A 23,092-nucleotide genomic window follows, 5' to 3' on the forward strand; every position below is an offset into this window, starting at 1 on the left:
GTGTCCGGGGGCAACGACGCCGCCCGCTCCGGAAATTCTGACTTCGTGGTGGTCGCCAACCGGCTACCGATCGACATGGAGCGGCTGCCGGACGGCAGTGTGACCTGGAAGCGCAGCCCGGGTGGTCTGGTGACCGCGCTGGAACCGCTGCTGCGCCGTCAGCGCGGCGCGTGGATCGGGTGGCCGGGCATCGTCGACGGGCCCGAGGAACCCATCATCGAGGACGATATGCAACTCGTCCCGGTGCGCCTGTCGGCCGAGGACGTCGCCGAGTACTACGAAGGACTTTCCAACGCCACGCTGTGGCCGCTGTATCACGATGTGATCGTCAAGCCGATCTACCACCGCGAGTGGTGGGATCGCTACGTCGAGGTGAATCGTCGCTTCGCCGAAGCGACTTCGCGTGCCGCCGCCGAAGGCGCCACGGTGTGGGTGCAGGATTACCAGCTGCAACTGGTTCCCAAGATGCTGCGGATGCTGCGCCCCGATCTGACCATCGGATTCTTCCTGCACATTCCGTTCCCGCCGGTGGAACTGTTCATGCAGATGCCATGGCGCACCGAGATCATCGAAGGACTGCTGGGTGCCGACCTGGTTGGATTCCACCTCGCCGGCGGGGCGCAAAATTTCCTGTTCCTGTCCCGACGGCTGGTCGGCGCCAACACATCTCGCGCGTCGGTCGGGGTGCGGTCCCGATTCGGTGAGGTGCAGCTGGGCTTCCGCACGGTGAAAGTCGGTGCCTTCCCCATCTCCATCGATTCCGCCGATTTGGACAGCAAGGCCCGCAATCGCGACGTCCGAAGACGGGCGAAAGAGCTTCGTGCCGAACTCGGCAACCCCCGCAAGATCCTGCTCGGCGTCGACCGGCTGGACTACACCAAAGGCATCGACGTTCGGCTGAAAGCGTTTTCGGAGTTGCTCGCCGAGGGCCGCGCCAAACGAGACGACACCGTTCTGGTGCAGCTGGCCACCCCGAGTCGCGAGCGGGTGGAGAGCTATCGCGTGCTGCGCGGTGAGATCGAGCAGCAGGTCGGACACATCAACGGTGAATACGGCGAAGTCGGACACCCGGTGGTGCACTACATTCACCGCCCGGTACCGCGCGACGAGTTGATCGCCTTCTTCGTCGCGTCGGACGTCATGCTGGTGACGCCCCTGCGCGACGGCATGAACCTGGTCGCCAAGGAGTACGTCGCCTGCCGAAGCGACCTCGGCGGCGCCCTGGTCCTGAGCGAATTCACCGGTGCCGCAGCCGAACTCCGGCAGGCTTACCTGGCCAACCCGCACGATCTCGAAGGTGTCAAGGACACTATCGAAGCCGCGCTCAACCAGACGCCCGAGGAGGGCCGACGGCGGATGCGGGCGCTGCGGCGCCAGGTACTCGCCCACGACGTCGATCGCTGGGCGCGGTCATTCCTCGACGCACTGGCGGGCAAGCCGACCACCGACGCCGACTAGATCGGCGTGATGTAGTTGATCAGCCAGCGGCCGTCGATCTTCTGGTAGTCCACCCGAAGTCGGCTGCCGTCGTAGAGCGGCTGACGGCTCTTGTCGGTCACCGTGCGGTTCAGATACACCAGCACCGACGCCGAATCACGGTGTGCGTCCATCACTCCCACGCCGACGACATTCGCCTGACTGACGACCTGACGCTGCCGGGCCTGCGGGATGATGTCGGCGTTGGCCCGCTGCTCGAATTCCTTGCGGTACGTCGGGGTCAGCAGGAGGTAGGCGTCGGTCAGGCTGCGCTCGACGGTCTGGTAGTCGTAGCCGAACACCTCGGGAATCTGTCGCTTGGCGATGCCGGGCAACTCCGCGCGCGTCGACTGTTCCGCCCGGCTCTGCACCCGATCCCAGTACAGCGCGCCTGCGACAGCCGCGCCGCCGATGAACACCGCGGCCAACACGGCCACGATTGACGTGACGAACAGGCGCATCAGTTGCCTCCGTCGGGATACTTCAAGTCGTATCCGGTCATCCGGCCGTTGTCGTCCTCGTGGACGATGACCCGCATTCGGTAAGGCGCCGACGGCTTGTTGACCCCCTGCATATCGGTGACGGTGACCCGAACGGCCACCAGCACCGAGGCGTTGTTGCTGACGTTGTCGACACCCTCCAGCGCAGCACCGTTGATCACCGCTTCGGAGCTGGCGTTGGTGTCGCGGAACATCGCCTTGAGGTTGTCGACATTGTTGTTCTGGCTGAGCATGTCCCGCAGCGGGCCGCTGGTGTCGCCGACAAACCTATTCACGCTCTGGTCGATGTTGTCCTGCGTGAAGCTGAACATGTTGATCACGGTCTGCTTGGCGGTGTCGATGAAGCGCTGATCGCGATCCTGCGCGGCCGCAACGTCCTTGTGCTGCACGGCAAGCCAGGCCACTGTCCCGCCGACGCCCGCCGCCAGCAAGGCGACGGCGAGCACGCCGATGATCGCGACGCGACGGGCGTTCGCGCGGCGCCGCGGCGGCGGCCCGACCGGCTTGGCGGATTTCGGCGCCGGCCGCGCCGCGGATTCCAGCGGCACCGCGGTGACCGCGGCGGCAGCGTCGGCGGTGGGTCCGGCGGCGCGTGATGCGCGCCGGCGCACCGGCCGTTCGGTCGTGGTCGTATCTGAGGTCATCACACCTGCCTCGGGTCGAGCATGAGGTCCACCCAGTTTTCAGCCGGACGAAGATTTGGGTCCGCCGGGGCGTACACGCCGGTGCCGCCCGCCGGGTCGACGAACGTTCCGTTGTGCTGATCGTAAGTCCCATACCGGGCGCTGGCCTGCGGCTGCGGGCCGGCGTCGGCCGGTCCGGTGCCGACCGGCGGTGGCGGCGGCGGGATCGTGGCCGGGTACGGCAGCATCGGGTTCTGCGGCGGGTACGGAGCCGGCGGCAGATACGGCAGCGGCACCGGAAGCTGACGCGGATCGTTGGGCGGCGGTTGCACCGGCCACGGCTGATGCGGGGCAGGCCCCGGCCCCTCGGGGACGCCGGGCGGCAACGGCCCCACCACCGGCGGGCCCGGATCCGGGTCGTTCTCCGGCGGAATGTAGGGGTACTTGTTGGGCGGCAGAATGTTTCGGCCGTCGGTCACCGGGGTGCCGGCCGGGATCGGCGGTCCGCGCCAGGGATTGTTGCCGATCGGGATGTAACCCTTCGGGTCCCGGCACAGCTGCACCGTCGGTGCCCGCTTACCGGGGAACTCCTGGCACGGGTAGTTGCGGGCGCCGCGCACCGCGCTCGGATCGTTCTGCGGCACTTTGCAGTACAGGTCGGTCGGCAAGTCGCGCACGGTGGTGTCCGACGGCGAACGGATGAACGGTGCCGGGATGAATCCGGTCACGCACGGCGGCGGATCGCCGAGGTCGACCTTGAAGTCCAGCTTGCCGCCCTCATCGAGGGGCTCACCACCGGCGACCGTGATCAGCGCCGCGAACAACGCGGGCAGGATGACCAGCGCCTGTTCGATCGACTTGTGGTAGATCACGCCGACCCGGCCGAGGTTTGCCAGGTTGGCGGCCAACACCGGGAACGACGGCCGGATCCCGGTGAACGCGGTGTCGACCTCCGAGGCCGCACCGGGCACGGTCGCCAACGTCTGACGCAACTGCGGATCCGCTTGTGCGACATGGGTGGTGACGCGGGCGAGCCCGTCGGCCAGCTCACGAATGTTGTCGCCGCTGCGAATCTGCGCGTCCAGGAACGGTCCGGCCTGGTCGATCAGCTGGTCGGTCTGCGGCCAATTCGCGTTGGCCTCGTCGACCAGCTGACGAGACGACTGGATCAGCCGGGCAAGTTCAGGGCCCGAGCCGTTGAAGGCCTTGAACGTCTCTTTGAGCAGCTGCTGAAGTTTGGTGTTGCCGATGCTGCTGACCAAATTGTCGGCGTCGCGCAGCAAGTCGGCGATGTCCTGGCCGACGGCGGTGCGGTCCGGACCGATGCGCGAGCCGTTCTTCAGCGCGTCCTTCGACGGCTCGCCAGGCGGCACCAAGTCGATGTACTGCTCGCCCACCGCCGACACACTCTTGACCGTCGCGGTGACATTCGACGGAATCTTCACGTCGCTGTTGAGCCGCATATTGGCGTCGACGCCGTCGCCGGTCAATTGGACGGATTCGACCCGGCCGACGGTCACCCCGCGATAGGTCACGTTGGCGTTCTGGTAAAGCCCTCCGCCAGTGACGAAGTCGGCGGTGATGCGATACGAGCCGAGCCCGAGCTTGGCGGGCAGGTGCAGGTAGAACAGCGTGATCGCGGTGACGGTGAGCACCGTGACGACCGCGAAGATACTCAGTTGAATCTTGGTCAGGCGATCCAGCATTACTTCGGCGCCTCCTGTCCGGACGCCGTCCCGGGCGGGATCTTGAACGGGTCGGCTGCCTGCCCGGAAAGGTTGGCGGTCTCGCCCAGCAGCCAGTCCGGGGCGTTGACGACCTCGTCCAGGTGTCGCATGTTGGGGTCGAGCCCCAGCGACGTGGTGAAGATTGACTCGCCGAGGCGGCGCAATGTCAGGTCGAAGGTGACGAACACGTTGAGATAGTCGCCGCGGACGGCGCGCCGCAGATACTTCGTGGTGAACGGGAACGTGGGCAACAGGTCCAGGGATGAAACCACATCGCCTCGATTGTCGTTGAGCGCCTTGATGACCGGGTAGAGGTCCTTGAGGTCTGCGGCGAAGTCCTGTTTGGTCTCCGACAACATCTTGGCCGCAACGGTGCCGAACCTCTGCAAGGCAGTGAAGGCGTCGACGATATTGGCTCGGTTGTTGTTGAGCACCTTCAGTGCCTGCGGCAGGCTGTCCAGCGTCCGGCCCAAACTGTCCTTGTTCTGGGCCAGGATCGAGGCGAACCGGTCGAGGCCGTCGGCGGCGGCGAGGATGTCATTGGTCTGTGCGTTGAGCGCTGAGGTCAGCTCGGCCAGGCGCGGGATGAGGTCGACGAACGTGTCCGTGCGCCCGGCCACCGCCGCGTACGCGGCGTCGGTGATGTCCTGGATCGCACCGAGGTTGCCCTTGTTCACCACCACGCCGAGCGAGGACAGCACTTCCTCGGTGGTCGGGTAACGGCCGGTCTGCGCGATCCGGATGACCGAGCCCTCCGCGAGTCGGCTCTACGCGGGATGGTCTGCGGGCGCAGCCAATTCGATGTGCTGCGAGCCGAGCAACGACGTCTGCGCGACCTTGGCGGTCGAGTTCGCAGGCAGGTTCACCGAGCTGTCCAGGGACAGTTTGACCGCGGCGTAGAACGAGCCGTCGGGACGCTGCACGGCCTGCAGACCCGAGACGCTGCCGACCGTCACATCGTCAACCATCACCGGCGAGTTCTGCGGAAGCGTTGCGACATCCGGCAATTCGACCGACACCGTGTAGGAGCCACGGCCGTGTCCCGCGGTGCCGGGCATGTCCATCGAGTTCAGGCCGCCGAACTGACAGCCGGCCACCACCACCGCGCCGGAACTCAGTGCGGTGAGCCGGAATACGCGTCGCCGCCAACTCGCCGCGGTCATCCTCCACCTCCAGCCGGCGGCGGCGACGGCGCCTCGGCGGGCAGCGGAGCCGCGGGTGCGCTCTGGCCGGCCGCGGCCGACGGTTCGGCGGCCGGCGGCGCCGGGGGCACCATGAACGCGCTCAGGTCACCGCTCTGCGGCGCCTGCGGCGGCATCACACCGGGAGCGGGCTGCCAGTGCAGATCCGGAATCGGCGTCTGCGCCTTGGCCTGCGTCTGCGGTGTGTCGTAGATGATCTGGCCCTTGTACGCAGTGATGCTGTTGATCGGGTGGAACAACAGCGGCGGGAAGTTCATCGTCAGGCGGCGCAGCACCGGCGCCATCCGCTCCCGGCAGATCTCGGCGCGCTTGTAATTGTCCACCGTCGCACCGGCATCGAAAGAACCACCGCAGATGAACTGCACCGGGTTCTGGAAGTTCGGCAGTGACAACAAGCCGGCCAGCGTGCCTTGGGCCGGGTTGTAGATGTTGTAGAAGTTGGCCAGCCCGTTGGGCGTGACGTGCAGTAGCTGCTCGAGGTCGTCGTGCTGATCGGACAGGATCTTCGTGAAATCGGTGAGCTTGTTGACCTGGCTGATCAGCGTGTCGTTGTTGTCGTGCAGGAAGCCCCGCACGTCCGACAGCGCCTGGTTCAGGGTGCCGAGAGTGCCATCGAGGTTGTTCGAGCTGTCCGCCAGCACCTGGGTCACCGAGGCCAGATGACCGGAGAACTGGACGATTTGCTCGTTGCTGTTGGACAGGGCGTTGACGAGCACTTGCAGATTTCGCACGGTTCCGAACAGATCGGTTCGCGAATCACCAAGGCGGCCGGCCGTTTGCGATAGCTCGCGCATCGCCTGCCGGAACGAGTCGCCGTTACCGTCGAAGGTGTCGGCGGCCTGATTGACGAATTCCGACAGCGGACCCTGGGTTCCGGTTTGCGGGCCCAGCGTGCGGCTCAGTTTGGTCAGCTCTTCTTTGACCTCGTCCCACTCCACCGGAACGCCGGTGCGGTCGGGCCCGATGGTCGCGCCGTCGGCCATCGCCTGCCCACCGGTGTAGGCCGGGGTGAGCTGAATGAAGCGGGCGGACACCAGGTTCGGTGCGACGATGATGGCGTGGGCGTCGGCAGGCACCCTGATCCCGTTGTTCAGCGACATGGTGATCTTCACCGCTTGCGGCTGCGGCTCGATCGCGGCGATGGTGCCGACGGGGACGCCGACGATGCGGATGTCGTCACCCGGGTAGAGGCCGACGGCCGAGCTGAAATAGCCGACAACCGTGGTGGACTTCGCGCCGGGCCACACCAGGTAGATGCCGCCGATCAGCGCGGCCACCAGCAGCGCGACCGCGCCGAAGCGCCAGACCTTCCTCGACCCGGTCATGGCGACTTCGGCCTGAAGATGAGGCGCTCCGAGATCAGACCGCGCAGATAATCGGACAGGCTGTCCGGCAGCTTGCCGGGCTGGAAGTAGGTGTCGAACAGCACTTCGGCGATGGGTGCCGGCGGCAGGCCGTAGAGGTTGATGTGGAAGCCGGGGCCGGACGCCACGACCTCACCGAGGGGCCACGACCTCACCGAGGGCGGTGGCATACGGCGGCAGCCGTTTGAGGGCCAAGCTGATCTGGTCGCGGCGCGACAGCAGGTTGTCCAGCACCAGGTTCAGCTTCTGCAAGGCCGGCCCGAACTCGCGCCGGTTGTCGGCAACGAAGCCCGAAATCTGTTCGGCCACACCCTGAATACCGGCGATCAGATTGCTCAGCGCGGCGCGGCGCTCGTCGAGCGCGGCGAACAGCTGATTGCCGTCGACGACGAGTTGGTTGACCTGATTGGCGCGGTCGGCCAATGTCTGGCTGACTGCACGGGCATGGGACAGCAGTTCGGCCAATGCCTGGTCGTTGGCATTGATGCTGCGCGACAGTGCCGCAACGCCGTCGAGCGCGCCGCGCAATTGAGGAGTGGCATCGCGCAGCGAGTCGGTGAGCACGGTCAACGCCTTGGTGAATTGGTCGTTGTCCAATTCGGCGGTGTTGCGGCCCAGGTCCTGCAGCGCGGTGTTGAGCGTGTACGGCGCGGTGGTCCGTCCCAGCGGGATGGTCGTGGATTCGCCTGCGCCCTTGGGGGGTTACGTCCAACGACTTCTGACCCAGCACCGTGTCGGTCTTGATCGCCACCAGCGATTGGTCGCCAACGCGGACCTTGCGGTCGACGGTGAACGTCACCTTGGCCTTGTCTCCCGCCAGCGACACCGAGGTCACCTTGCCGACGTTGATACCGGACACGTTGACGTCATTACCCGGCGTGATCCCGCCGGCGTCGCTGAAGTAAGCCTCATAGGGCTTACCCTGCGGCCAGAACGGCAACTTGCTGTAGCCGAACGACACCAGCACGACGCACAGCACCAGGACGATGCCGAAGATGCCGGTGCGGACCGGATCACGCTCAGTACGCGGGCTAGCCATTTTCTGAGCACCTGCCCTTCGACGGGTCGGGCGGACCGCCGAACGGTATCAGGATGTCGCTACCGGCCGGGCCGTTGATCTTGATGCGCACCGAGCAGTAGAAGATGTTGAAGAATGCGCCGTAGGCGCCAAGTGCGTTGAGCCGCAGGTAGTTTTCGGCCAGCGGATCGAGCACCGTATTGACCTCGGCCTTACGGTTGTCGATCTCGGTGGCCAACGGCCGCACGTTCTCGATGACGCCCTGCAGCGGTCGTCGGGAGTTCTGCAGCATCTCGGTGAGATCGTTCTCAGCCGACGCCAACGGCGCGATGGCGCCGGCGATCGGGTCTTTGTTCTGGGCCAGCCCGGTGATCAGCTTCTGCAGTTCGTCGACGCTGGCGTTGAACTGGGCGCTCTTGGAGTCGACGGTGGCCAGCACCGTGTTGAGGTGGTTGATCACGTCCGAGACCACCTGGTAGCGGGCCGACAGGTTCTGGGTGAACGCGCCGGTATTGGCCAGCAGGTCAGACAGTGCTCCGCCCTGACCCTGCAGCAGTTGAATGATCGCGTTGCTGATCTCGTTGATCTTGTTGCCGTCCAAGCCCTTCAGGACCGGCCGCAGTCCACCGAGCAGCGCGTCGAGATCGAGGGCGGGCTGGGTATTGGCCTGCGGAATCGTCGCACCCGGTCCGATCTTGCGCAGATCGCCGGGTCCCGAAGCGATTTCGAGGAAGCGGTCACCGACGAGGTTCTGGTATCGGATCAGCGCCCGCGTCGAGGTGTACAGCTGGTAGCGCTTGTCGACGTTGAACGAGACGTCGACGGTGTTGTCGGGGTTCAGCGCGACACCGGTGACCGAACCGACCGGCACGCCCGCAATACGTACGTCATTGCCCGACTTCAATCGCGACGCGTTCGCGAAGGTGGCGTGGTAGTCGCGGGTCGAGCTGAACCGGAACTGGCCGAATACCACCACCAGTCCGGCGGCCACGAGGATCATCACCACCGCGAAGATGCTGACCTTGACGACATTCGACCGATGCGTGTCCATCAGAAGTCATCCCGTTCGGCGAACGCCCCGTTGAACAGGAACTGCAAAGTGGATGGCGCGTCGACCTGCAACTCGGTGAACGGCTCGTACGGGATGTAGGCGTTGTCGGTGACCAGGAACGGTGAGTGGTACCAGGAGCCGCCGAGCTGCTTGCTCGGCATGTGCGGCAGGCCACGGCAGTTCGGTCCGCCGGTGGCATTCACCATCGGCAGGCTTTCCGGATAGGTGTAATTCGGCGCGCCCAGAATGAAGTTCGACGACGTGAACAGGCCGGGTTTGGTGCCACCGAGGACTGGGGCGAAGTCGTGAATCGCCTTGGTGACGGCTTGCAGCAGGCAGCCCAACTCGGGCGAGTAGTCGCCGAGCACCTTCAGCGGGGCCCGCAGCCGCTGAATCGCCGCGATGTAGTCGTCCTGCGCCGGGGCGAACGTGTCATATCCGTTGTTGGCCAAGCCGATCGTCGACAACAGTGTGGCGTTCAGGTTGTCCTGCTCGTCGACAATCGTCTTGCTGATCGTCGGGGTGTTGTTGAAGACGGTCACGAGATCCGGGGCTGCGCTGGCATAGATGTCGCCCAGGGTAGCGGTCTGGCGCAGCCGCGACTGCAGCGCCGGCATCTTCGGGTTGAGTTGGGCGGCAAGCTGATTGGTACCGGTCAGCAGGTCACCCAGGTCCTCACCGTGACCGCGCAGGCCCTCCCCCAGAGCGCTCAAGGTGGCGTTGAGATCCACCGGGTCGATCTTGTGCAGCACGTCGGTAAGAGTCTGGAACAACGTGTTCACCTCGAGTTGCACCGACGAGGCTTGCACGGTGGCACCCGGCCGCATCGACGAACCCATCGGCTGCGCCGGCGTGATGAATTCGACGGACTTCGAGCCGAAGATCGTGTTGCCTGCGATGCGCACACCGGCGTTGGCCGGGACGTAGCGCAACTGGTTGCTGTCGATCGCGAGCGTGAGTTTCGCCTGATCGCCAACGTAGGCAATGTCTTTGACCTTGCCGATCTGGATTCCCCGGTACTTGACCTTGGCGTCGGACTCCATCACCAGGCCCGCTCGCGGCGAGGTGACGGTCACCTTGTCGGTGGAGGTGAACGCCGCGGTGTAGGCCAGGTAGGTGAATATGACGAACACCAGCAGCAGCACGGCCAGCACGGCGGCGGCGATGCGCACGTAGGTGGTTCTCGACCAGTCAGCCATCGCGCTACCCGGAGAGGTTGAAGTTGCCGGACGCGCCGTAGACAGCGAGCGAGATGAACAGGGTGATCACGACGACGACGATCAGCGAGGTGCGAACCGCTTGCCCCACTGCGATTCCCACGCCCACCGGACCGCCGGATGCGGTGTAGCCGTAATAGGTGTGCACCAGCATCACGGCCACCGACATGGCGATCGCCTGAAGGAACGACCACAGTAGGTCGGTGGGGATCAGGAACGTGTTGAAGTAGTGGTCGTACAGGCCGGCGGACTGGCCGTTGATGTACACGGTGGTGAAGCGCGCCGCGAAGAACGCGGCCAGCACCGACAGTGAGTACAGCGGAATGATCGCGATCAGCCCGGCGATCAACCGCGTGGACACCAGATACGACATCGAGTGCACGGCCATCGATTCGACGGCATCGATCTCCTCGGCGACGCGCATGGCGCCCAATTGCGCGGTGGTGCCCGCGCCGATGGTGGCCGCCAGTGCGATGCCCGCGATCACCGGTGCGACGATGCGCACGTTGAGGAACGCCGACAGGAATCCGGTGAGCGCCTCGATCCCGATGTCACCCAGCGACGAGTACCCCTGGACCGCGATGACGCCACCGGAGGCCAGGGTGAGGAACGCGGCCACGCCGACCGTCCCACCGATCATCACCAATGCACCGGTGCCCAGGGTCATCTCGGCGATCAGCCGGATGGTCTCCTTGCGATAGCGGGTGAGCGCATTCGGGATGTAGCCCATGGTCTGGCCGTAGAACAGCGCTTGTTCGCCGAACGTGTCGACCGCCCTTGGCAGACCGCGGAAGAACCGCCGGACCCGAAGTGTCGCGTCGTAACTCACTTGGCCAGCACCCGGACACCGATCGCCGTGGTGACGACATTGATGACGAAAAGACAGATGAATGCGTAGACGACGGTTTCGTTCACCGCCACCCCGACGCCCTTCGGGCCGCCCTTGACCGTCAGGCCCCGATAGCAGCCGACAAGCCCGGCCATCACACCGAACAACAGCGCCTTGATCTCGGCCAGGATGAGTTCGGGCAGACCGGTCAGCACGGTCAGCCCGTTGATGAAGGCGCCCGGGTTGACGCCCTGCAGCAGGACGGAGAACACGTAGCCGCCGGAAATGCCGATGGCACAGACCAAGCCGTTGAGTAGGAGCGCCACGAACGTCGAGGCCAGCACACGGGGAACGACGAGCCGGTGGATCGGGTCGATGCCCAGCACGCGCATCGCGTCGATCTCTTCGCGAATCGTTCGCGCCCCGAGGTCGGCACAGATGGCGGTCGCGCCGGCGCCGGCGACCACGAGAACCGTCACGACCGGCCCCAGCTGGGTGATCGCGTGCCGAACGCGGTGCCCGCGCCGGAAAGGTCAGCCGCACCGATCTCGCGCAGCAGGATGTTGAGCGTGAAGGCAACCAGGACGGTGAACGGAATCGCCACCAAGAGGGTCGGGATCAGCGAAACCCGGGCGATCATCCACGTCTGGTCGAGGAACTCACGGAATTGGAAGGGCCGTCGGAACGTCGCCGCCAGGGTTTCGCGTGACATCTCGAAGAACCCGCCCACGGCCCGCGCGGGAACCGTGAGCTGACCGATTACGATCGAATCTCCTCCTCGCCAGGCTCACCGCTGACGCGCAGCATTAGCGAAGCCAACCGGCCTTCTAACGCTCTCGCGCTGTTCGTCCCCCGACCCAGGCGTCGCGTTTTTGAACGCGACTGTGGAATTTTAACTAGAACAATTTCGGGGTGTCAAAGCCCAAAAAATAAGCCAACTTACGCCTATTTCAGCAGGTCAGGGGCTGTGTGATCCAGCTCATTCTAGAACGTGTTCTACCCTATGGCGGGCGTCATTGCCTGTGCAAGCGATCAGTCGCCCATCAGGCCCATCACGCCGAACGTGCGCTCCGGATCGCGGTCAGCAAAGTACGACTGCATCGAGGCGCCCAGGGATGCCGGATCCCAGGCCGCGCCGTCGGCGTCGAACCTGTGCTCGGCCGTGGGAGCGGCGACCAGCGTGACGCGCGGCCCGTAGACGATGAAGACCTGACCGCTGACCTTGTCCGAGGCCGGCGAAGCCAGGAAGCGCACCAGCGTCACCACGTGTTCCGGCGACAGCGGATCGACCTCGCCCTCGGCGAGTGCGGGAGCGTCACCGAACACGTCGGCGGTCATCGCGGTCCGTGCTCGCGGGGCGATTGCGTTGGCACGCACGCCGTAGCGGCCGAGCGCGCGCGACGCCGTCAGCGTCAGCGCCGTGATGCCCGCCTTGGCGGCGCCGTAGTTGGCCTGGCCGATCGGTCCCGACAGGCCGGCCTCCGAGGTGGTGTTGATGATCCGCCCGTAGACCGAACCCCCGTTGTCCTTGGCCTGGTTGCGCCAATACGTGGCGGCATTGCGGGTCAGCAGGAAGTGTCCGCGCAGATGCACCGCGATGACCGCGTCCCAGTCCTCGTCGGACATGTTGAACAGCATCCGGTCGCGGGTGATGCCGGCGTTGTTGACGACGATGCTCAGTCCACCGAGCCCGTCGGCCGTCGCCACCAGTTCGTCGGCTGTCGCACGCTGGCTGATGTCGCCGGCGACCGCGACACCCTTCGAGCCCGCGCTGCTGATCTCGTCGAGCACGTCGGATTCGTCGAGCGCCTTGGCCATGTCATTGACGACGACGGTCGCGCCGGACCGGGCCAGCCCGATGGCTTCGGCCCGTCCGAGGCCCGAGGCAGCGCCGGTAACCACGGCGACGCGTCCGGACAGATCGGTGGCGTCGCCAGTCACATCTGCAGTCAACTTACTAATACCTCTAGTCTTTGCGGGTCAGGGCGGCGCGTGGGCATTCGGCGATGGACTGCTCGGCCACGTCCTCCCGGTCGGCGGGGATCGGATCCTTGGTCACGATCACGTAGTCCTCGTCGTCCAATTCGAACAGGTCCGGCGCGATTCCCACACAGACAGCGTTACCTTCACAACGATCACGGTCGACTTCGACTCGCACGACAACCTCCTTGGCTGACAGACCCCGGCGGCCGGGGCGTTCGCAGCACCACGATACGACCAGATCGATCGATACCTGGGCCTAACGGGCGCTGGACCACAAGACTAGAACGTGTTACAACCAGGAGTGTCGGCGGGTCGCCGACGGCTTGCAAACTTCAGCGAAGGATCGAGTGCGATGCGGATCAGTTACACCCCTGAACAAGAGGAGCTGCGCCGCGAGCTGCGCACGTACTTCGGCAAGCTGATGACCCCCGAGCGCCAGGAAGCGCTGTCCTCGACCTCGGGCGGCGAGATCGGCACCGGCAACGTCTACCGCGAGACCGTGTCGCAGATGGGCAAGGACGGCTGGCTCACGCTGAACTGGCCCGAGGAGTACGGCGGCCAGAACCGCGACCCCATGGACTCGCTGATCTTCACCGACGAGGCCGCCATCGCCGGCGCGCCGGTGCCCTTCCTGACGATCAACAGCGTCGCGCCGACGATCATGGCGTTCGGCACCGACGAGCAGAAGAAGTTCTACCTGCCCAAGATCGCCTCCGGTGATCTTCACTTCGCGATCGGCTACTCCGAGCCCGGCGCCGGCACCGACCTCGCCGCGTTGCGCACCGCGGCGGTGCGCGACGGCGACGACTATGTGATCAACGGCCAGAAGATGTGGACCAGCCTGATCCAGTACGCCGACTACGTCTGGCTGGCGGTGCGGACCAACCAAGAAGCCAAGAAGCACCGCGGCATCTCCGTGCTGATCGTGCCGACCACCGCCGACGGCTTCTCGTTCACTCCGGTGCACACGATGGCCGGGGTCGGCACCAGCGCCACCTACTACCAGGATGTCCGCGTGCCGGTGTCCAGCCGGGTCGGCGAGGAGAACGGCGGCTGGAAGCTGGTCACCAACCAGCTCAACCACGAGCGCGTCGCGCTGGTGTCCGCTCAGCCGATCTTCTTGGCGCTCAACCAGGTTCGCGAGTGGGCACAGAACACCAAGGATGCCCACGGCAATCGCCTGATCGACTCCGAATGGGTGCAGCTCAACCTCGCCCGCGTGCTGGCCAAGGCCGAATACCTCAAGCTGATCAACTGGGAGCTGGCCTCCGCCAAGAGCGGAACCCTGAGCCCGGCGGACGCATCGGCCGCCAAGGTTTTCGGCACCGAACTCGCGACCGAGGCCTACCGGCTGCTGATGGAGATCCTCGGCCCGTCGGCCACCCTGCGCCAGGATTCGCCCGGCGCCCTGCTGCGCGGGCGCGTCGAGCGTATGCACCGGGCCGCCCTGATCCTCACCTTCGGTGGCGGCACCAACGAGATCCAGCGCGACATCATCGGCATGGTCGCGCTGGGCCTGCCCCGAGTCAACCGCTGACGACCTGAGAAGACCCAAGGATTTAGGACTGACATGGATTTCACCAGAACAGAAGCCGCACAGGATCTCTCGGGGCTGGTCGGCACGATCGTCGACGCGGTGTGCACACCGCAGCATCAGCGTGAGCTCGACAAGCTCGAGCAGCGCTTCGACACCGAGCTGTGGCGCAAGCTGATCGACGCCGACATCCTGTCCACCGCAGCACCGGAGTCGGTGGGCGGCGCGGGATTCGGCGTGCTCGAGCAGACCGCGATCCTGGCGGCGCTGGGCCGCCAGCTGGCCGCGGTGCCCTACCTGGAATCGGTCGTCCTCGGCGCAGGAGTGCTGGGCCGGGTCGGCACGCCCGAACTGCAAGAGCAGTGGGGCGCCCCGGCGGTTGCCGGCGACAAGATCCTGACCGTCGCCCTCGAGGGGGAATTCGGTCAGGGTCCGGTGCAGGCGACCGCGTCCGGTGACGGCTTCCGGCTGACCGGCACCCGCACCCAGGTCGCGTTCGGCCCGGTCGCCGATGCGTTCCTCGTCCCCGCCGAAACCGATTCCGGCACACAGGTGTTCCTGGTGGCTAAGGACGACGCCGGCGTATCGGTGACACCGCTGCTGACCACCGGCCTGAGCAGCGCCGGCGAGCTCGACCTGTCCGGTGTCGAGCTCGGAGCTGACCGGATCGTCGGTGACGCCGAGGTTCTGGCCTGGCTGTCCACCCATAAGACGTTGGGCTACACCGCGTTACAGCTCGGTGTGCTCGAGCGCGCGCTGGAGCTGACCGCCGAGTACGCCCGCACCCGCGAGCAGTTCGATCGCCCGATCGGCAGCTTCCAGGCGGTCTCCGCGCGACTGGCCGACGACTACATCGACATCAAGGGGCTGGGACTCGCACTCGTGCAGGCGTCTTGGCGGTTGTCGGAAGACCTGCCCGCCGACCCCGAAGTGGCCACGGCCGCGTTCTGGGCGGCTGAGGCCGGCCACCGCGTCGCCCACACCACCGTGCACGTTCACGGCGGCGTCGGGATCGACATGGACCATCCGATTCACCGCTACTTCCTCACCGCCAAGCAGATCGAGTTCGCACTGGGCGGTGCCACCGCACAGCTGCGGCAGATCGGCCGCGAGCTGGCTGACACGCCGGCTTGACCGAACCCGTGAGCGACGAGCCCACCGTCACCGACCTGCTGGTGCGGCTGGCTGATGTCGAGGATCGCGGCATCCACGCCGACGATGGCTCGTATTCGACCTGGCGCCAACACATTCAGGACGCCGCCGACCTCGCGGCTGCGCTGAAGGCGCGGCTCGATCCGGGGCGCCCGCCGCACATCGGTGTGCTGCTGGGTAATACACCGTTTTTCTCCTCGCTGCTGGTGGCCGCCGCCATGGCCGGGCTGGTCCCGGTCGGGTTGAACCCCACCCGCCGCGGCGCTGCGCTGCGGCGCGACATCGAGACCGCCGACTGTCAGTTGGTGCTCGCCGATGGCGAGCTCGATACGTACGGCGCCGGGTTCGCCCCCGAGGGAATGGCCGTCATCGACGTCGGTTCACCAGCGTGGGCTGACGAGCTCGCGGGGTACCGTGGCTCCCCGATCACGTTAGCGCCCAGCACGTTCGACGACCTGTTCATGCTGATCTTCACCTCGGGCACCAGCGGTGACCCGAAGGCAGTGCGGTGCACCCACGAAAAGGTCGCCGTCCCTGGCGTGATGCTGGCCGAACGGTTCGGGCTCGGACCGGCCGACACCTGCTACCTGTCGATGCCGCTGTTCCACTCCAACGCGGTGATGGCCGGCTGGGCCGTGGCGGTGGCGGCGGGTGCATCGATCGCGTTGCGGCGCAAGTTCTCCGCCTCCCAGTTCATTCCTGATACCCGCCGATTCAACGCCACGTACGCCAACTATGTGGGCAAGCCGATGTCCTACATCCTGGCCACCCCACCCCAGCCGGACGACGCCGACAATCCGCTGCGGATCGTCTACGGCAACGAGGCTGCACCGCGCGACATCGACCGCTTCGCAACACGGTTCGGAGTCACGGTGGTCGACGGCTTCGGGTCCACCGAGGGCGGCGTGAACATCGCCCGCACCCCGGACACCCCGGAGGGCGCGCTGGGCCCACTGCCCGAAGGCCTCGAGATCGTGGACGTCGACACCGGCGAGCCGTGTCCGCCCGGCGTGATCGGTGAGCTGGTGAACCTCACCGGGCCTGGCAACTTCCGTGGCTACTACAACGCCCCCGCCGCCGAATCGGAGCGCATGACCGGCGGGGTCTACCACAGCGGTGACCTGGCCTACCGCGACGACGCCGGTTACGTGCACTTCGCCGGACGGCTCGGTGACTGGATGCGGGTAGACGGCGAGAACCTGGGCACCGCCCCGATCGAGCGGGTGCTGATGCGCTACCCCGACGTGACCGAGGCCGCCGTCTACGCCATCCCAGACCCCGCGGTCGGTGACCGGGTGATGGCCGCGCTGGTGATGCCCGAAGGGGCCAGATTCGACGTGGAAGATTTCCGTCGCTTCCTGGCCGAGCAGAACGACCTCGGGCCCAAGCAGTGGCCGGCGTTCGTGCGGGTCAGCGCAGCGCTGCCGCGCACCGAGACATTCAAGATCATCAAGCGCCGCCTGTCCGCCGAAGCACTGGACTGCGCCGACCCGGTGTTTGAGATACCGCGCTGACCGGGAACCGTTGCGGAGATGAAATGCGCCAGTCTCGTCGTCGCGCTGACCGCAGCCACCGCCGGTCTGCTGGGCACACCGCCGGCCGCACACGCCGCGACCTGCCCTGATATCGAGGTCGTCTTCGCCCGCGGCACGACGGAGCCGCCGGGTATCGGGCGCACCGGGCAGGCCTTCGTCGACGCGTTACGCCGCGATCTCGGCACGAAAACCGTCGGCGTCTATGCAGTGAATTACCCGGCCAGCACGGACTTCCCGACCGGGGTCCAGGGTGTCGTCGACGGCAGCACGCATGTCGCCGCCACGGCCGCGAGCTGTCCGAACACCAAGCTGGTGCTGGGTGGATATTCGCAAGGCGCCGCGGTCGTCGGCTTCGTCACCGCCGACGCGATCCCGGCCGGGTACGCCGTCCCACCCGGGACCCCGCTACCGCTGCCGGTCGCAGTCGCCGACCGCGTGGCCGCGGTCGCGCTGTTCGGTAAGCCGTCGCCGAAGTTCATGGCCGCCATCGACGAGCCGGCAGTGCCGCTCGGCCCGGCCTACGCCAACAAGACGATCGACCTGTGCGCCGGGGGCGACCCGATCTGCTCGCAAGAAGGCGGCAACAGCGCCGCGCATTCGATGTACGCGGGCAACGGCATGGTCCAGCAGGCGGCGGATTACGTGGCCAGGCGTCTCTAGCCGGTGATCGACGGCATGACCGCCTCGATGAGGTGCGGTCCCGGTTCGTCGAACGCCCACCGCAGCGCGTCGGCGAATTCCTCGGCGCTGCCGACGCGGCGCGCCGGCACTCCCATGCCCTTGGCGATGCGCACGAAATCCAGTGTGGGGCTGGTCAAGTCGAGCAGCGACTCGGCTTTCGGGCCCGGCCGCTCCCCGACCGCTTCCGCACCGACGCGCTGCAGTTCGATACGCAAGATGTCATAGGCGCGGTTGGCGTAGACGACGGTGGTGACGTCGAGCTGCTCGCGGGCTTGGGTCCACAACGCCGAAATGGTGTACATCGCCGAACCGTCGGACTCCAGACAGACCACCGGCCGATCCGGCGCGGCGATGGCGGCACCGACGGACACCGGCAGCGCATAGCCGATCGCGCCCCCGGTCAGAGTCAGCCAGTCGTGCGCGGGGGCACCCGCCGTCGCTTGCGCCAGAAGGACTCCCGAGGTGTTCGACTCGTCGACGACGATGGCGCGCTCGGGCAGCAGTGCACCGATCACGTCGGCTGAGGTCATGACGTTGAGCGGACCGCTCGGCAAGGACGGTCGCGACAGCTGCGCGACGGCGGCGGTCTCGGCCGGCGCGATCCGCCCGGCCATCACGCTCAACGCCGTCGCGGCGCCCACGGGTCCGGCCAACGTGTGCACCTCACAACCGTCGGGCACCAGATCACTCGGCTTGCCGGGGTAGGCGAAGAACGACACCGGGTGCGGCGCACCCGCGAGCACCAGGTGCTGGGCGCCGGCGAGCTGGGCGGTGGCCGCTTCGGCGAAGTACGCCAGCCGCTCGACGGCAGGCAGACCCGCGCCGCGCTCCAGCCGGGTCGGAAAGGTCTCGCACAGCACCCGCGCCCCGCATGCCTGGCCGAGTCTGACCGCGGCGGACAATCCTTCGACACCGGTGGCATCGCCGCCGACCATGATCACGCATCGCTCACCGGAGCGCAGCGCCGACTCGATCTGCTCAGACTTGAACTGGATCGCACTCGGTTGTGCCGCAACCTCTTTCACCGGGGACGCCCCTTCGTCCCAGGAGACGTCGGCGGGCAGGATCAGCGTGGCGATGTGCTTGTGGGCGCGGGCAGTCGCGATGGCCTCGGCGGTGTCGGCTGCCACGTCGGCGACGGCCATCGTGCGCCGGACCCAGCCCGACACCGTCCCGGCCACCGAGTCGATGTCGGATTCCAGCGGTGCGTCGTACTGCTTGTGATAGGTCGCGTGGTCGCCGACGACCACGACCGCCGGTACGTGCGCCCGTCGTGCGTTGTGCAGGTTGGCCAGACCGTTGCCCAGTCCGGGGCCGAGGTGCAGCAGGACGGCGGCGGGCTCCCCTGCGATGCGCGCGTACCCGTCGGCCGCACCCGTGGCCACTCCCTCGAAAAGGGTCAGCACGCCCCGCATTTGGGGCACGGTGTCCAGCGCGGCGACGAAGTGCATCTCCGATGTGCCCGGGTTGGCGAAACACACCCGCACACCGTGGTCGACCAACGTCGAGATCAGTGCCTGTGCGCCATTCATGCGGCGAGATCCCCGAGCTTGGTGAAGACCCGCGCGGCGTTGTCGTGCAGATACGCCGAGCGGGCCGACTCGGGCAGCTCGAGTTCGTCGAGGCCGTCCAGCGCGTGGGCGTGTCCGATCATCGGATAGTTGTTGCCGAACAACACTTTTCGCGCACCAGTGCCTGTCTTCATAAAGCTCACGAGCTCCTTCGGTAGCCGCCGGGAGGTGTAGGCCGAGGTGTCGATGTAGACATTCTCGTGCTTGCGGCAGACCGCGACCATCTCCTCGGTCCACGGATACCCGACATGTCCGCAGACGATGGTGAGTTCGGGGAAGTCCAAGGCGATTTCATCGATGTAGGGAATCGGGCGCCCCGTCTCCGAGGATCGCAAGGGACCCGTATGACCCACCTGGGTACAGAACGGCACGCCGAGTTCGACGCATTCGGCGAACAGGGGGTAATAGCGCCGATCGGTCGGCGGTGCGCCCCACAGCCACGGCACGACCCGCAGGCCCACGAAGCCCTCGTCACGCACCCGTCGGCGCAGTTCGCGAACCGCGATCATCGGTCGGTCGAGATCCACGGTTGCCAGCCCCGCGAGCCGCGTCGGGTACTGACGAATCCACTGGGCGACCTCGTCGTTGGACACCAAGTCCTGGCCGTGCGGACCGCGCCAGGCGCTCAGCAGGCCGACATCGACACCGGCGGCATCCATCGATTGGACGGTCAGGTCAATCGGCAGGTCACCCTCGGGGATCTGCCCGCCGGTCCAGCGGCGCAGCGAGGCAAGGAAGTCGCTGGCCAGGAACCGCGCAGTGGGATGCTGCATCCACACGTCGATCGTCATCGCGTTCGACTGTAGACGCGCACCCTGCTCAGCTGTCGCGGATCGTGTCCAGTTTCCGCGTCGCGGCTTCGAAGCCGCTGACCAGTTCGGCGATGATGTCGGCGACCGGGCGGATCTCATTCATCCGGCCGACGATCTGGCCGACCGGCATCGCGACGGTCGTCGGATCCGCCGACGCGCTCATCCGCTGATGTGCCTCGCTCACGAGGACGTTCTGCAGTGGCATCGGCAGCGGCTCGGGTGCGCCCTCGGCATCCCAGGCGTCGGTCCAACGGCTCTTGAGCAGTCGGGCCGGCTTGCCGGAATAGATCCGACGGCGCACGGTGTCGGCGGACGTCGCCCCCAGCAGCGCCTGCTGGATCACCGACGGTCCCTCGCCGCTGCGCACGCCGAGGTCGTACTCCTCTGCGGTCAGGAACGCCGACCCCATCCAAACACCTTGTGCGCCAAGGGCTAGCGCCGCCGCCACCTGCCTACCGGTGCCGATTCCGCCGGCGGCGAGCACGGCGGCGCGGTCCGAAACCGCATCGACAATCTCCGGCCACAGCACCATCGAACCGATCTCGCCGGTGTGCCCACCCGCTTCGTGCCCCTGTGCGATCACGATGTCGACACCGTTGTCGGCATGGCGTTGGGCGTGCTTGGCCGAACCGGCCAGAGCCGCCACCGGAACGCCGGCGGCGTGTGCTTCATCGATGACGTCCTTGGGCGGCGATCCCAGCGCGTTGGCGATCAGCTTGATCGGATGCCGCAGCGCGACCTCGACGTGACTGCGCGCGATGGAGTGCAGCCAGCCCAGCGTCCCCTGGCTACGGGCGGCGTCGTCGGGAAGTGGCGGCACACCCAGGTCGGCCAGCGTCTTGGCGACGAAGTCCCGATGCGTCTGCGGCACCAGCTTGTCGATGTCCACGGCGGTGCCCTCGGTGGGCACCTTCGCGGGCATCACGACGTCGACACCGTAGGGCTTACCGTCGGTGTTCTCATCCATCCATTGCAGGACGGCTTCCAAGTCATCGGGATCGTTGAACCGCACGCACCCCAGGACACCCATGCCGCCGGCGCGGCTGACCGCGGCGGCCACCTTCTCCGACGGGGTGAAAACGAAGATCGGGTACTGGATGCCGAACCGATCGCAGAGCTCGGTATGCATCAGCTGGCAGCTCCCGCGTGCTTGGCGTGGACCTCGTCGGCCGGGCGGAGCTCGGTCTGATCCTTGGCCCACTTGTAGTCCGGCTTACCGGCCGGCGAGCGCTTCACCTCGTCGACGATCCAGAGGCTGCGCGGCACCTTGTAACCGGCAATCTCCTTGCGCACGAACGTGTCCAGGTCAGCAAGCGAGGGCCGGGCGCCCTTGCGAGGAGCGACGACCGCGGCGACATGGTTGCCGAAGCGAGGATCGGGCACACCGACCACCAGGGCGTCGAACACGTCGGGATGGCCCTTGAGCGCGGCCTCAACCTCTTCGGGGTAGATCTTCTCGCCGCCGCTGTTGATCGACACCGAGCCGCGGCCCAGCATGACCACGGTGCCGTCCGCCTCGACCTCGGCGTAGTCGCCGGGAATCGCGTAGCGCACGCCGTTGTAGGTCTTGAACGTCTCGGCGGTCTTCTTCTCGTCCTTGTAATAGCCGACCGGGATGTTGCCCTTCTTGGCGATCACGCCGCGGACACCAGAACCTGGTTTGACCTCGTTGCCGTCCTCGTCGAGCACGACGGTGCGATGGTCGATCGTCACCCGCGGGCCGCCCATGTGGTGCTCGCCCTTGGCGACGATGCTGGTGCCGCCGAACCCGGTCTCCGACGAGCCGATCGAGTCGGTGATCACCCGGTTGGGCAGCAGTTCGAGCAGCTTCTCCTTGAGGCTGGTGGAAAACAGCGCGGCGGTGCTGGCGAGCAGGAACAGCGATGAGAGGTCGTAATCCTTGCCGCTGTCCAGTGCGGACTGCAGCGCGTCGAGCAGCGGCCGGGCCATCGCGTCACCGGTGAAGAACAGCAGGTTCACCTTGTGCTCGTGGATGGTGCGCCACACCTCGTCGGCGTCGAATTCCGGTGACAGCACGGTGGTTTGACCCGAGAAGATGGACATCCAGGTGGCCGACTGGGTGGCGCCGTGGATCATCGGCGGGATCGCGTACCGGACCATCGGCGGGTTCTCGACCGCGGCCCGGGACAGGTCGTACTCGTCTTTGACGAACTCGCCGGTGGCGAAGTCGGTGCCGCCGAACAGAACCCGGTAGATGTCCTCGTGACGCCACATCACGCCCTTGGGGAAGCCGGTGGTCCCGCCGGTGTAGAGCAGGTAGATGTCGTCCTCGCTGCGCTCGCCGAAGTCCCGGTCGGGTGAGCTTTCCGCGAGGGCGGAGTAGAACTCCACGCCGCCGTAGCGCTGGTAATCGTTGTCGCTGCCGTCTTCGATGACCAGGATCGTCTTGACGTTCGGAGTATCCGGCAGCACGTTGGCCACCCGATCGGAGTACTGGCGTTCGTGCACCAGGGCGACCATGTCGGAGTTCTCGAACAGGTAGCGCAGTTCACCCTCGACGTAGCGGAAGTTGACGTTGACCAGAATCGCGCCCGCCTTGATGGTGCCGAGCATCGCGATCACGATCTCGATGCGGTTGCGGCAGTACAACCCGACCTTGTCGTCCTTCTTGACGCCGTGGTCGAGGAGATAGTGCGCGAAGCGGTTCGCCTTCTCCTCCAACTCGGCGAAGGTGATTTTGTCCTCGCCACAGATGAAGGCGACGCGGTCGGGGACGGCGTCGATGGCGTGTTCGGCTAGATCGGCTATGTTCAGGGCCACGGACCCAAATTAGAACGTGTTACATTTCAGTTCAAG

18 protein-coding genes and 3 pseudogenes are annotated in these 23,092 nt (G+C 66.3%); 5 read left to right on the top strand and 16 right to left on the bottom strand.

Going from position 1 to position 23,092, the window contains the following annotated elements; translation table 11 throughout:
• On the top strand, window positions 1–1,458 hold the full coding sequence (locus K0O64_RS25640; protein ID WP_096312352.1) for an alpha,alpha-trehalose-phosphate synthase (UDP-forming): 1,458 nt from the start codon (window positions 1–3) through the stop codon (window positions 1,456–1,458).
• On the opposite strand, the gene K0O64_RS25645 is transcribed toward K0O64_RS25640, so the two are convergent.
• From K0O64_RS25645 to K0O64_RS25700, 12 genes and pseudogenes are all read right to left on the bottom strand, one after another.
• Entirely contained in the window at window positions 1,455–1,937 is a 483-nt protein-coding gene (locus tag K0O64_RS25645) for an Rv1363c family protein (RefSeq protein WP_096312353.1), read from the bottom strand. The genes K0O64_RS25640 and K0O64_RS25645 overlap by 4 nt on opposite strands.
• The gene (locus K0O64_RS25650; RefSeq protein ID WP_096312354.1) at window positions 1,937–2,620 is read right to left on the bottom strand and encodes an Rv1363c family protein; all 684 of its coding nucleotides are present in this window, start codon (window positions 2,618–2,620) and stop codon (window positions 1,937–1,939) included. The genes K0O64_RS25645 and K0O64_RS25650 overlap by 1 nt, the downstream gene beginning before the upstream one ends.
• Window positions 2,620–4,305, bottom strand: coding sequence for a virulence factor Mce family protein (locus K0O64_RS25655; protein ID WP_096312355.1), 1,686 nt, complete (start codon window positions 4,303–4,305; stop codon window positions 2,620–2,622). The genes K0O64_RS25650 and K0O64_RS25655 overlap by 1 nt, the downstream gene beginning before the upstream one ends.
• Window positions 4,305–5,489: pseudogene (locus K0O64_RS25660) on the bottom strand (MCE family protein). The gene K0O64_RS25655 and the pseudogene K0O64_RS25660 overlap by 1 nt, the downstream one beginning before the upstream one ends.
• On the bottom strand, window positions 5,486–6,853 hold the full coding sequence (locus tag K0O64_RS25665) for a virulence factor Mce family protein (protein WP_096312356.1): 1,368 nt from the start codon (window positions 6,851–6,853) through the stop codon (window positions 5,486–5,488). The pseudogene K0O64_RS25660 and the gene K0O64_RS25665 overlap by 4 nt, the downstream one beginning before the upstream one ends.
• Window positions 6,850–7,931: pseudogene (locus K0O64_RS25670) on the bottom strand (MCE family protein). Before K0O64_RS25670 ends, K0O64_RS25665 begins: the two are co-directional and overlap by 4 nt.
• A complete protein-coding gene (locus K0O64_RS25675; protein WP_071949021.1) occupies window positions 7,924–8,961 on the bottom strand; it encodes an MCE family protein in 1,038 nt (345 codons plus the stop codon). Before K0O64_RS25675 ends, K0O64_RS25670 begins: the two are co-directional and overlap by 8 nt.
• Complete coding sequence (locus K0O64_RS25680) at window positions 8,961–10,160, bottom strand: MCE family protein (protein WP_071949020.1); 1,200 nt, start codon at window positions 10,158–10,160, stop codon at window positions 8,961–8,963. Before K0O64_RS25680 ends, K0O64_RS25675 begins: the two co-directional genes overlap by 1 nt.
• A gap of 4 nt (window positions 10,161–10,164) precedes the next feature.
• Complete coding sequence (locus K0O64_RS25685; RefSeq protein WP_096312357.1) at window positions 10,165–11,007, bottom strand: MlaE family ABC transporter permease; 843 nt, start codon at window positions 11,005–11,007, stop codon at window positions 10,165–10,167.
• Window positions 11,004–11,719: pseudogene (locus K0O64_RS25690) on the bottom strand (MlaE family ABC transporter permease). The gene K0O64_RS25685 and the pseudogene K0O64_RS25690 overlap by 4 nt, the downstream one beginning before the upstream one ends.
• 320 nt (window positions 11,720–12,039) lie before the next feature.
• Complete coding sequence (locus tag K0O64_RS25695) at window positions 12,040–12,948, bottom strand: 3-oxoacyl-ACP reductase (RefSeq protein WP_096312358.1); 909 nt, start codon at window positions 12,946–12,948, stop codon at window positions 12,040–12,042.
• A 25-nt stretch (window positions 12,949–12,973) separates the two neighbouring features.
• The gene (locus K0O64_RS25700; protein WP_071949017.1) at window positions 12,974–13,165 is read right to left on the bottom strand and encodes a ferredoxin; all 192 of its coding nucleotides are present in this window, start codon (window positions 13,163–13,165) and stop codon (window positions 12,974–12,976) included.
• Window positions 13,166–13,342: 177 nt separating this feature from the next.
• On the opposite strand from K0O64_RS25700, the gene K0O64_RS25705 reads away from it, so the two are divergent.
• The 4 genes from K0O64_RS25705 to K0O64_RS25720 are packed head-to-tail and all read left to right on the top strand — an operon-like array spanning window position 13,343 to window position 17,871.
• Window positions 13,343–14,527, top strand: a complete 1,185-nt coding sequence (locus K0O64_RS25705) for an acyl-CoA dehydrogenase (RefSeq protein ID WP_096312359.1) — start codon at window positions 13,343–13,345, stop codon at window positions 14,525–14,527.
• Window positions 14,528–14,560: 33 nt separating this feature from the next.
• A complete protein-coding gene (locus K0O64_RS25710) occupies window positions 14,561–15,658 on the top strand; it encodes an acyl-CoA dehydrogenase family protein (protein WP_096312360.1) in 1,098 nt (365 codons plus the stop codon).
• Window positions 15,659–15,666: 8 nt separating this feature from the next.
• Window positions 15,667–17,190: a long-chain-fatty-acid--CoA ligase FadD17 gene (gene fadD17 / locus K0O64_RS25715; RefSeq protein ID WP_096313025.1), complete on the top strand. Its 1,524-nt coding sequence runs from the start codon at window positions 15,667–15,669 to the stop codon at window positions 17,188–17,190.
• An 18-nt stretch (window positions 17,191–17,208) separates the two neighbouring features.
• Window positions 17,209–17,871, top strand: a complete 663-nt coding sequence (locus K0O64_RS25720; protein ID WP_071949014.1) for a cutinase family protein — start codon at window positions 17,209–17,211, stop codon at window positions 17,869–17,871.
• Here K0O64_RS25720 and K0O64_RS25725 read toward each other — a convergent pair.
• The 4 genes from K0O64_RS25725 to K0O64_RS25740 are packed head-to-tail and all read right to left on the bottom strand — an operon-like array spanning window position 17,868 to window position 23,056.
• Window positions 17,868–19,424, bottom strand: coding sequence for an acetolactate synthase large subunit (locus K0O64_RS25725; protein ID WP_096312361.1), 1,557 nt, complete (start codon window positions 19,422–19,424; stop codon window positions 17,868–17,870). The genes K0O64_RS25720 and K0O64_RS25725 overlap by 4 nt on opposite strands.
• Window positions 19,421–20,254 (bottom strand): amidohydrolase family protein, encoded by an 834-nt coding sequence (locus K0O64_RS25730; protein ID WP_096312362.1) that lies wholly within the window; start codon window positions 20,252–20,254, stop codon window positions 19,421–19,423. Before K0O64_RS25730 ends, K0O64_RS25725 begins: the two co-directional genes overlap by 4 nt.
• A gap of 28 nt (window positions 20,255–20,282) precedes the next feature.
• A complete protein-coding gene (locus tag K0O64_RS25735) occupies window positions 20,283–21,404 on the bottom strand; it encodes an NAD(P)H-dependent flavin oxidoreductase (protein WP_071949011.1) in 1,122 nt (373 codons plus the stop codon).
• Complete coding sequence (locus K0O64_RS25740; protein ID WP_071949010.1) at window positions 21,404–23,056, bottom strand: medium/long-chain-fatty-acid--CoA/3-oxocholest-4-en-26-oate--CoA ligase; 1,653 nt, start codon at window positions 23,054–23,056, stop codon at window positions 21,404–21,406. The genes K0O64_RS25735 and K0O64_RS25740 overlap by 1 nt, the downstream gene beginning before the upstream one ends.
• Window positions 23,057–23,092: the final 36 nt, after the last annotated feature.

The sequence above is a fragment of the Mycolicibacterium pallens genome, assembly GCF_019456675.1.
Taxonomy (GTDB): domain Bacteria; phylum Actinomycetota; class Actinomycetes; order Mycobacteriales; family Mycobacteriaceae; genus Mycobacterium; species Mycobacterium crocinum.

Excerpts from the sequence above, each read along its gene's own strand:
- K0O64_RS25645 (WP_096312353.1), bottom strand. The coding sequence starts at position 1,937 with ATGCGCCTGTTCGTCACGTCAATCGTGGCCGTGTTGGCCGCGGTGTTC.
- K0O64_RS25650 (WP_096312354.1), bottom strand. The coding sequence starts at position 2,620 with ATGACCTCAGATACGACCACGACCGAACGGCCGGTGCGCCGGCGCGCA.
- K0O64_RS25655 (WP_096312355.1), bottom strand. The coding sequence starts at position 4,305 with ATGCTGGATCGCCTGACCAAGATTCAACTGAGTATCTTCGCGGTCGTC.
- K0O64_RS25665 (WP_096312356.1), bottom strand. The coding sequence starts at position 6,853 with ATGACCGGGTCGAGGAAGGTCTGGCGCTTCGGCGCGGTCGCGCTGCTG.
- K0O64_RS25675 (WP_071949021.1), bottom strand. The coding sequence starts at position 8,961 with ATGGACACGCATCGGTCGAATGTCGTCAAGGTCAGCATCTTCGCGGTG.
- K0O64_RS25680 (WP_071949020.1), bottom strand. The coding sequence starts at position 10,160 with ATGGCTGACTGGTCGAGAACCACCTACGTGCGCATCGCCGCCGCCGTG.
- K0O64_RS25705 (WP_096312359.1), top strand. The coding sequence starts at position 13,343 with ATGCGGATCAGTTACACCCCTGAACAAGAGGAGCTGCGCCGCGAGCTG.
- K0O64_RS25710 (WP_096312360.1), top strand. The coding sequence starts at position 14,561 with ATGGATTTCACCAGAACAGAAGCCGCACAGGATCTCTCGGGGCTGGTC.
- K0O64_RS25720 (WP_071949014.1), top strand. The coding sequence starts at position 17,209 with ATGAAATGCGCCAGTCTCGTCGTCGCGCTGACCGCAGCCACCGCCGGT.
- K0O64_RS25725 (WP_096312361.1), bottom strand. The coding sequence starts at position 19,424 with ATGAATGGCGCACAGGCACTGATCTCGACGTTGGTCGACCACGGTGTG.
- K0O64_RS25730 (WP_096312362.1), bottom strand. The coding sequence starts at position 20,254 with ATGACGATCGACGTGTGGATGCAGCATCCCACTGCGCGGTTCCTGGCC.
- K0O64_RS25735 (WP_071949011.1), bottom strand. The coding sequence starts at position 21,404 with ATGCATACCGAGCTCTGCGATCGGTTCGGCATCCAGTACCCGATCTTC.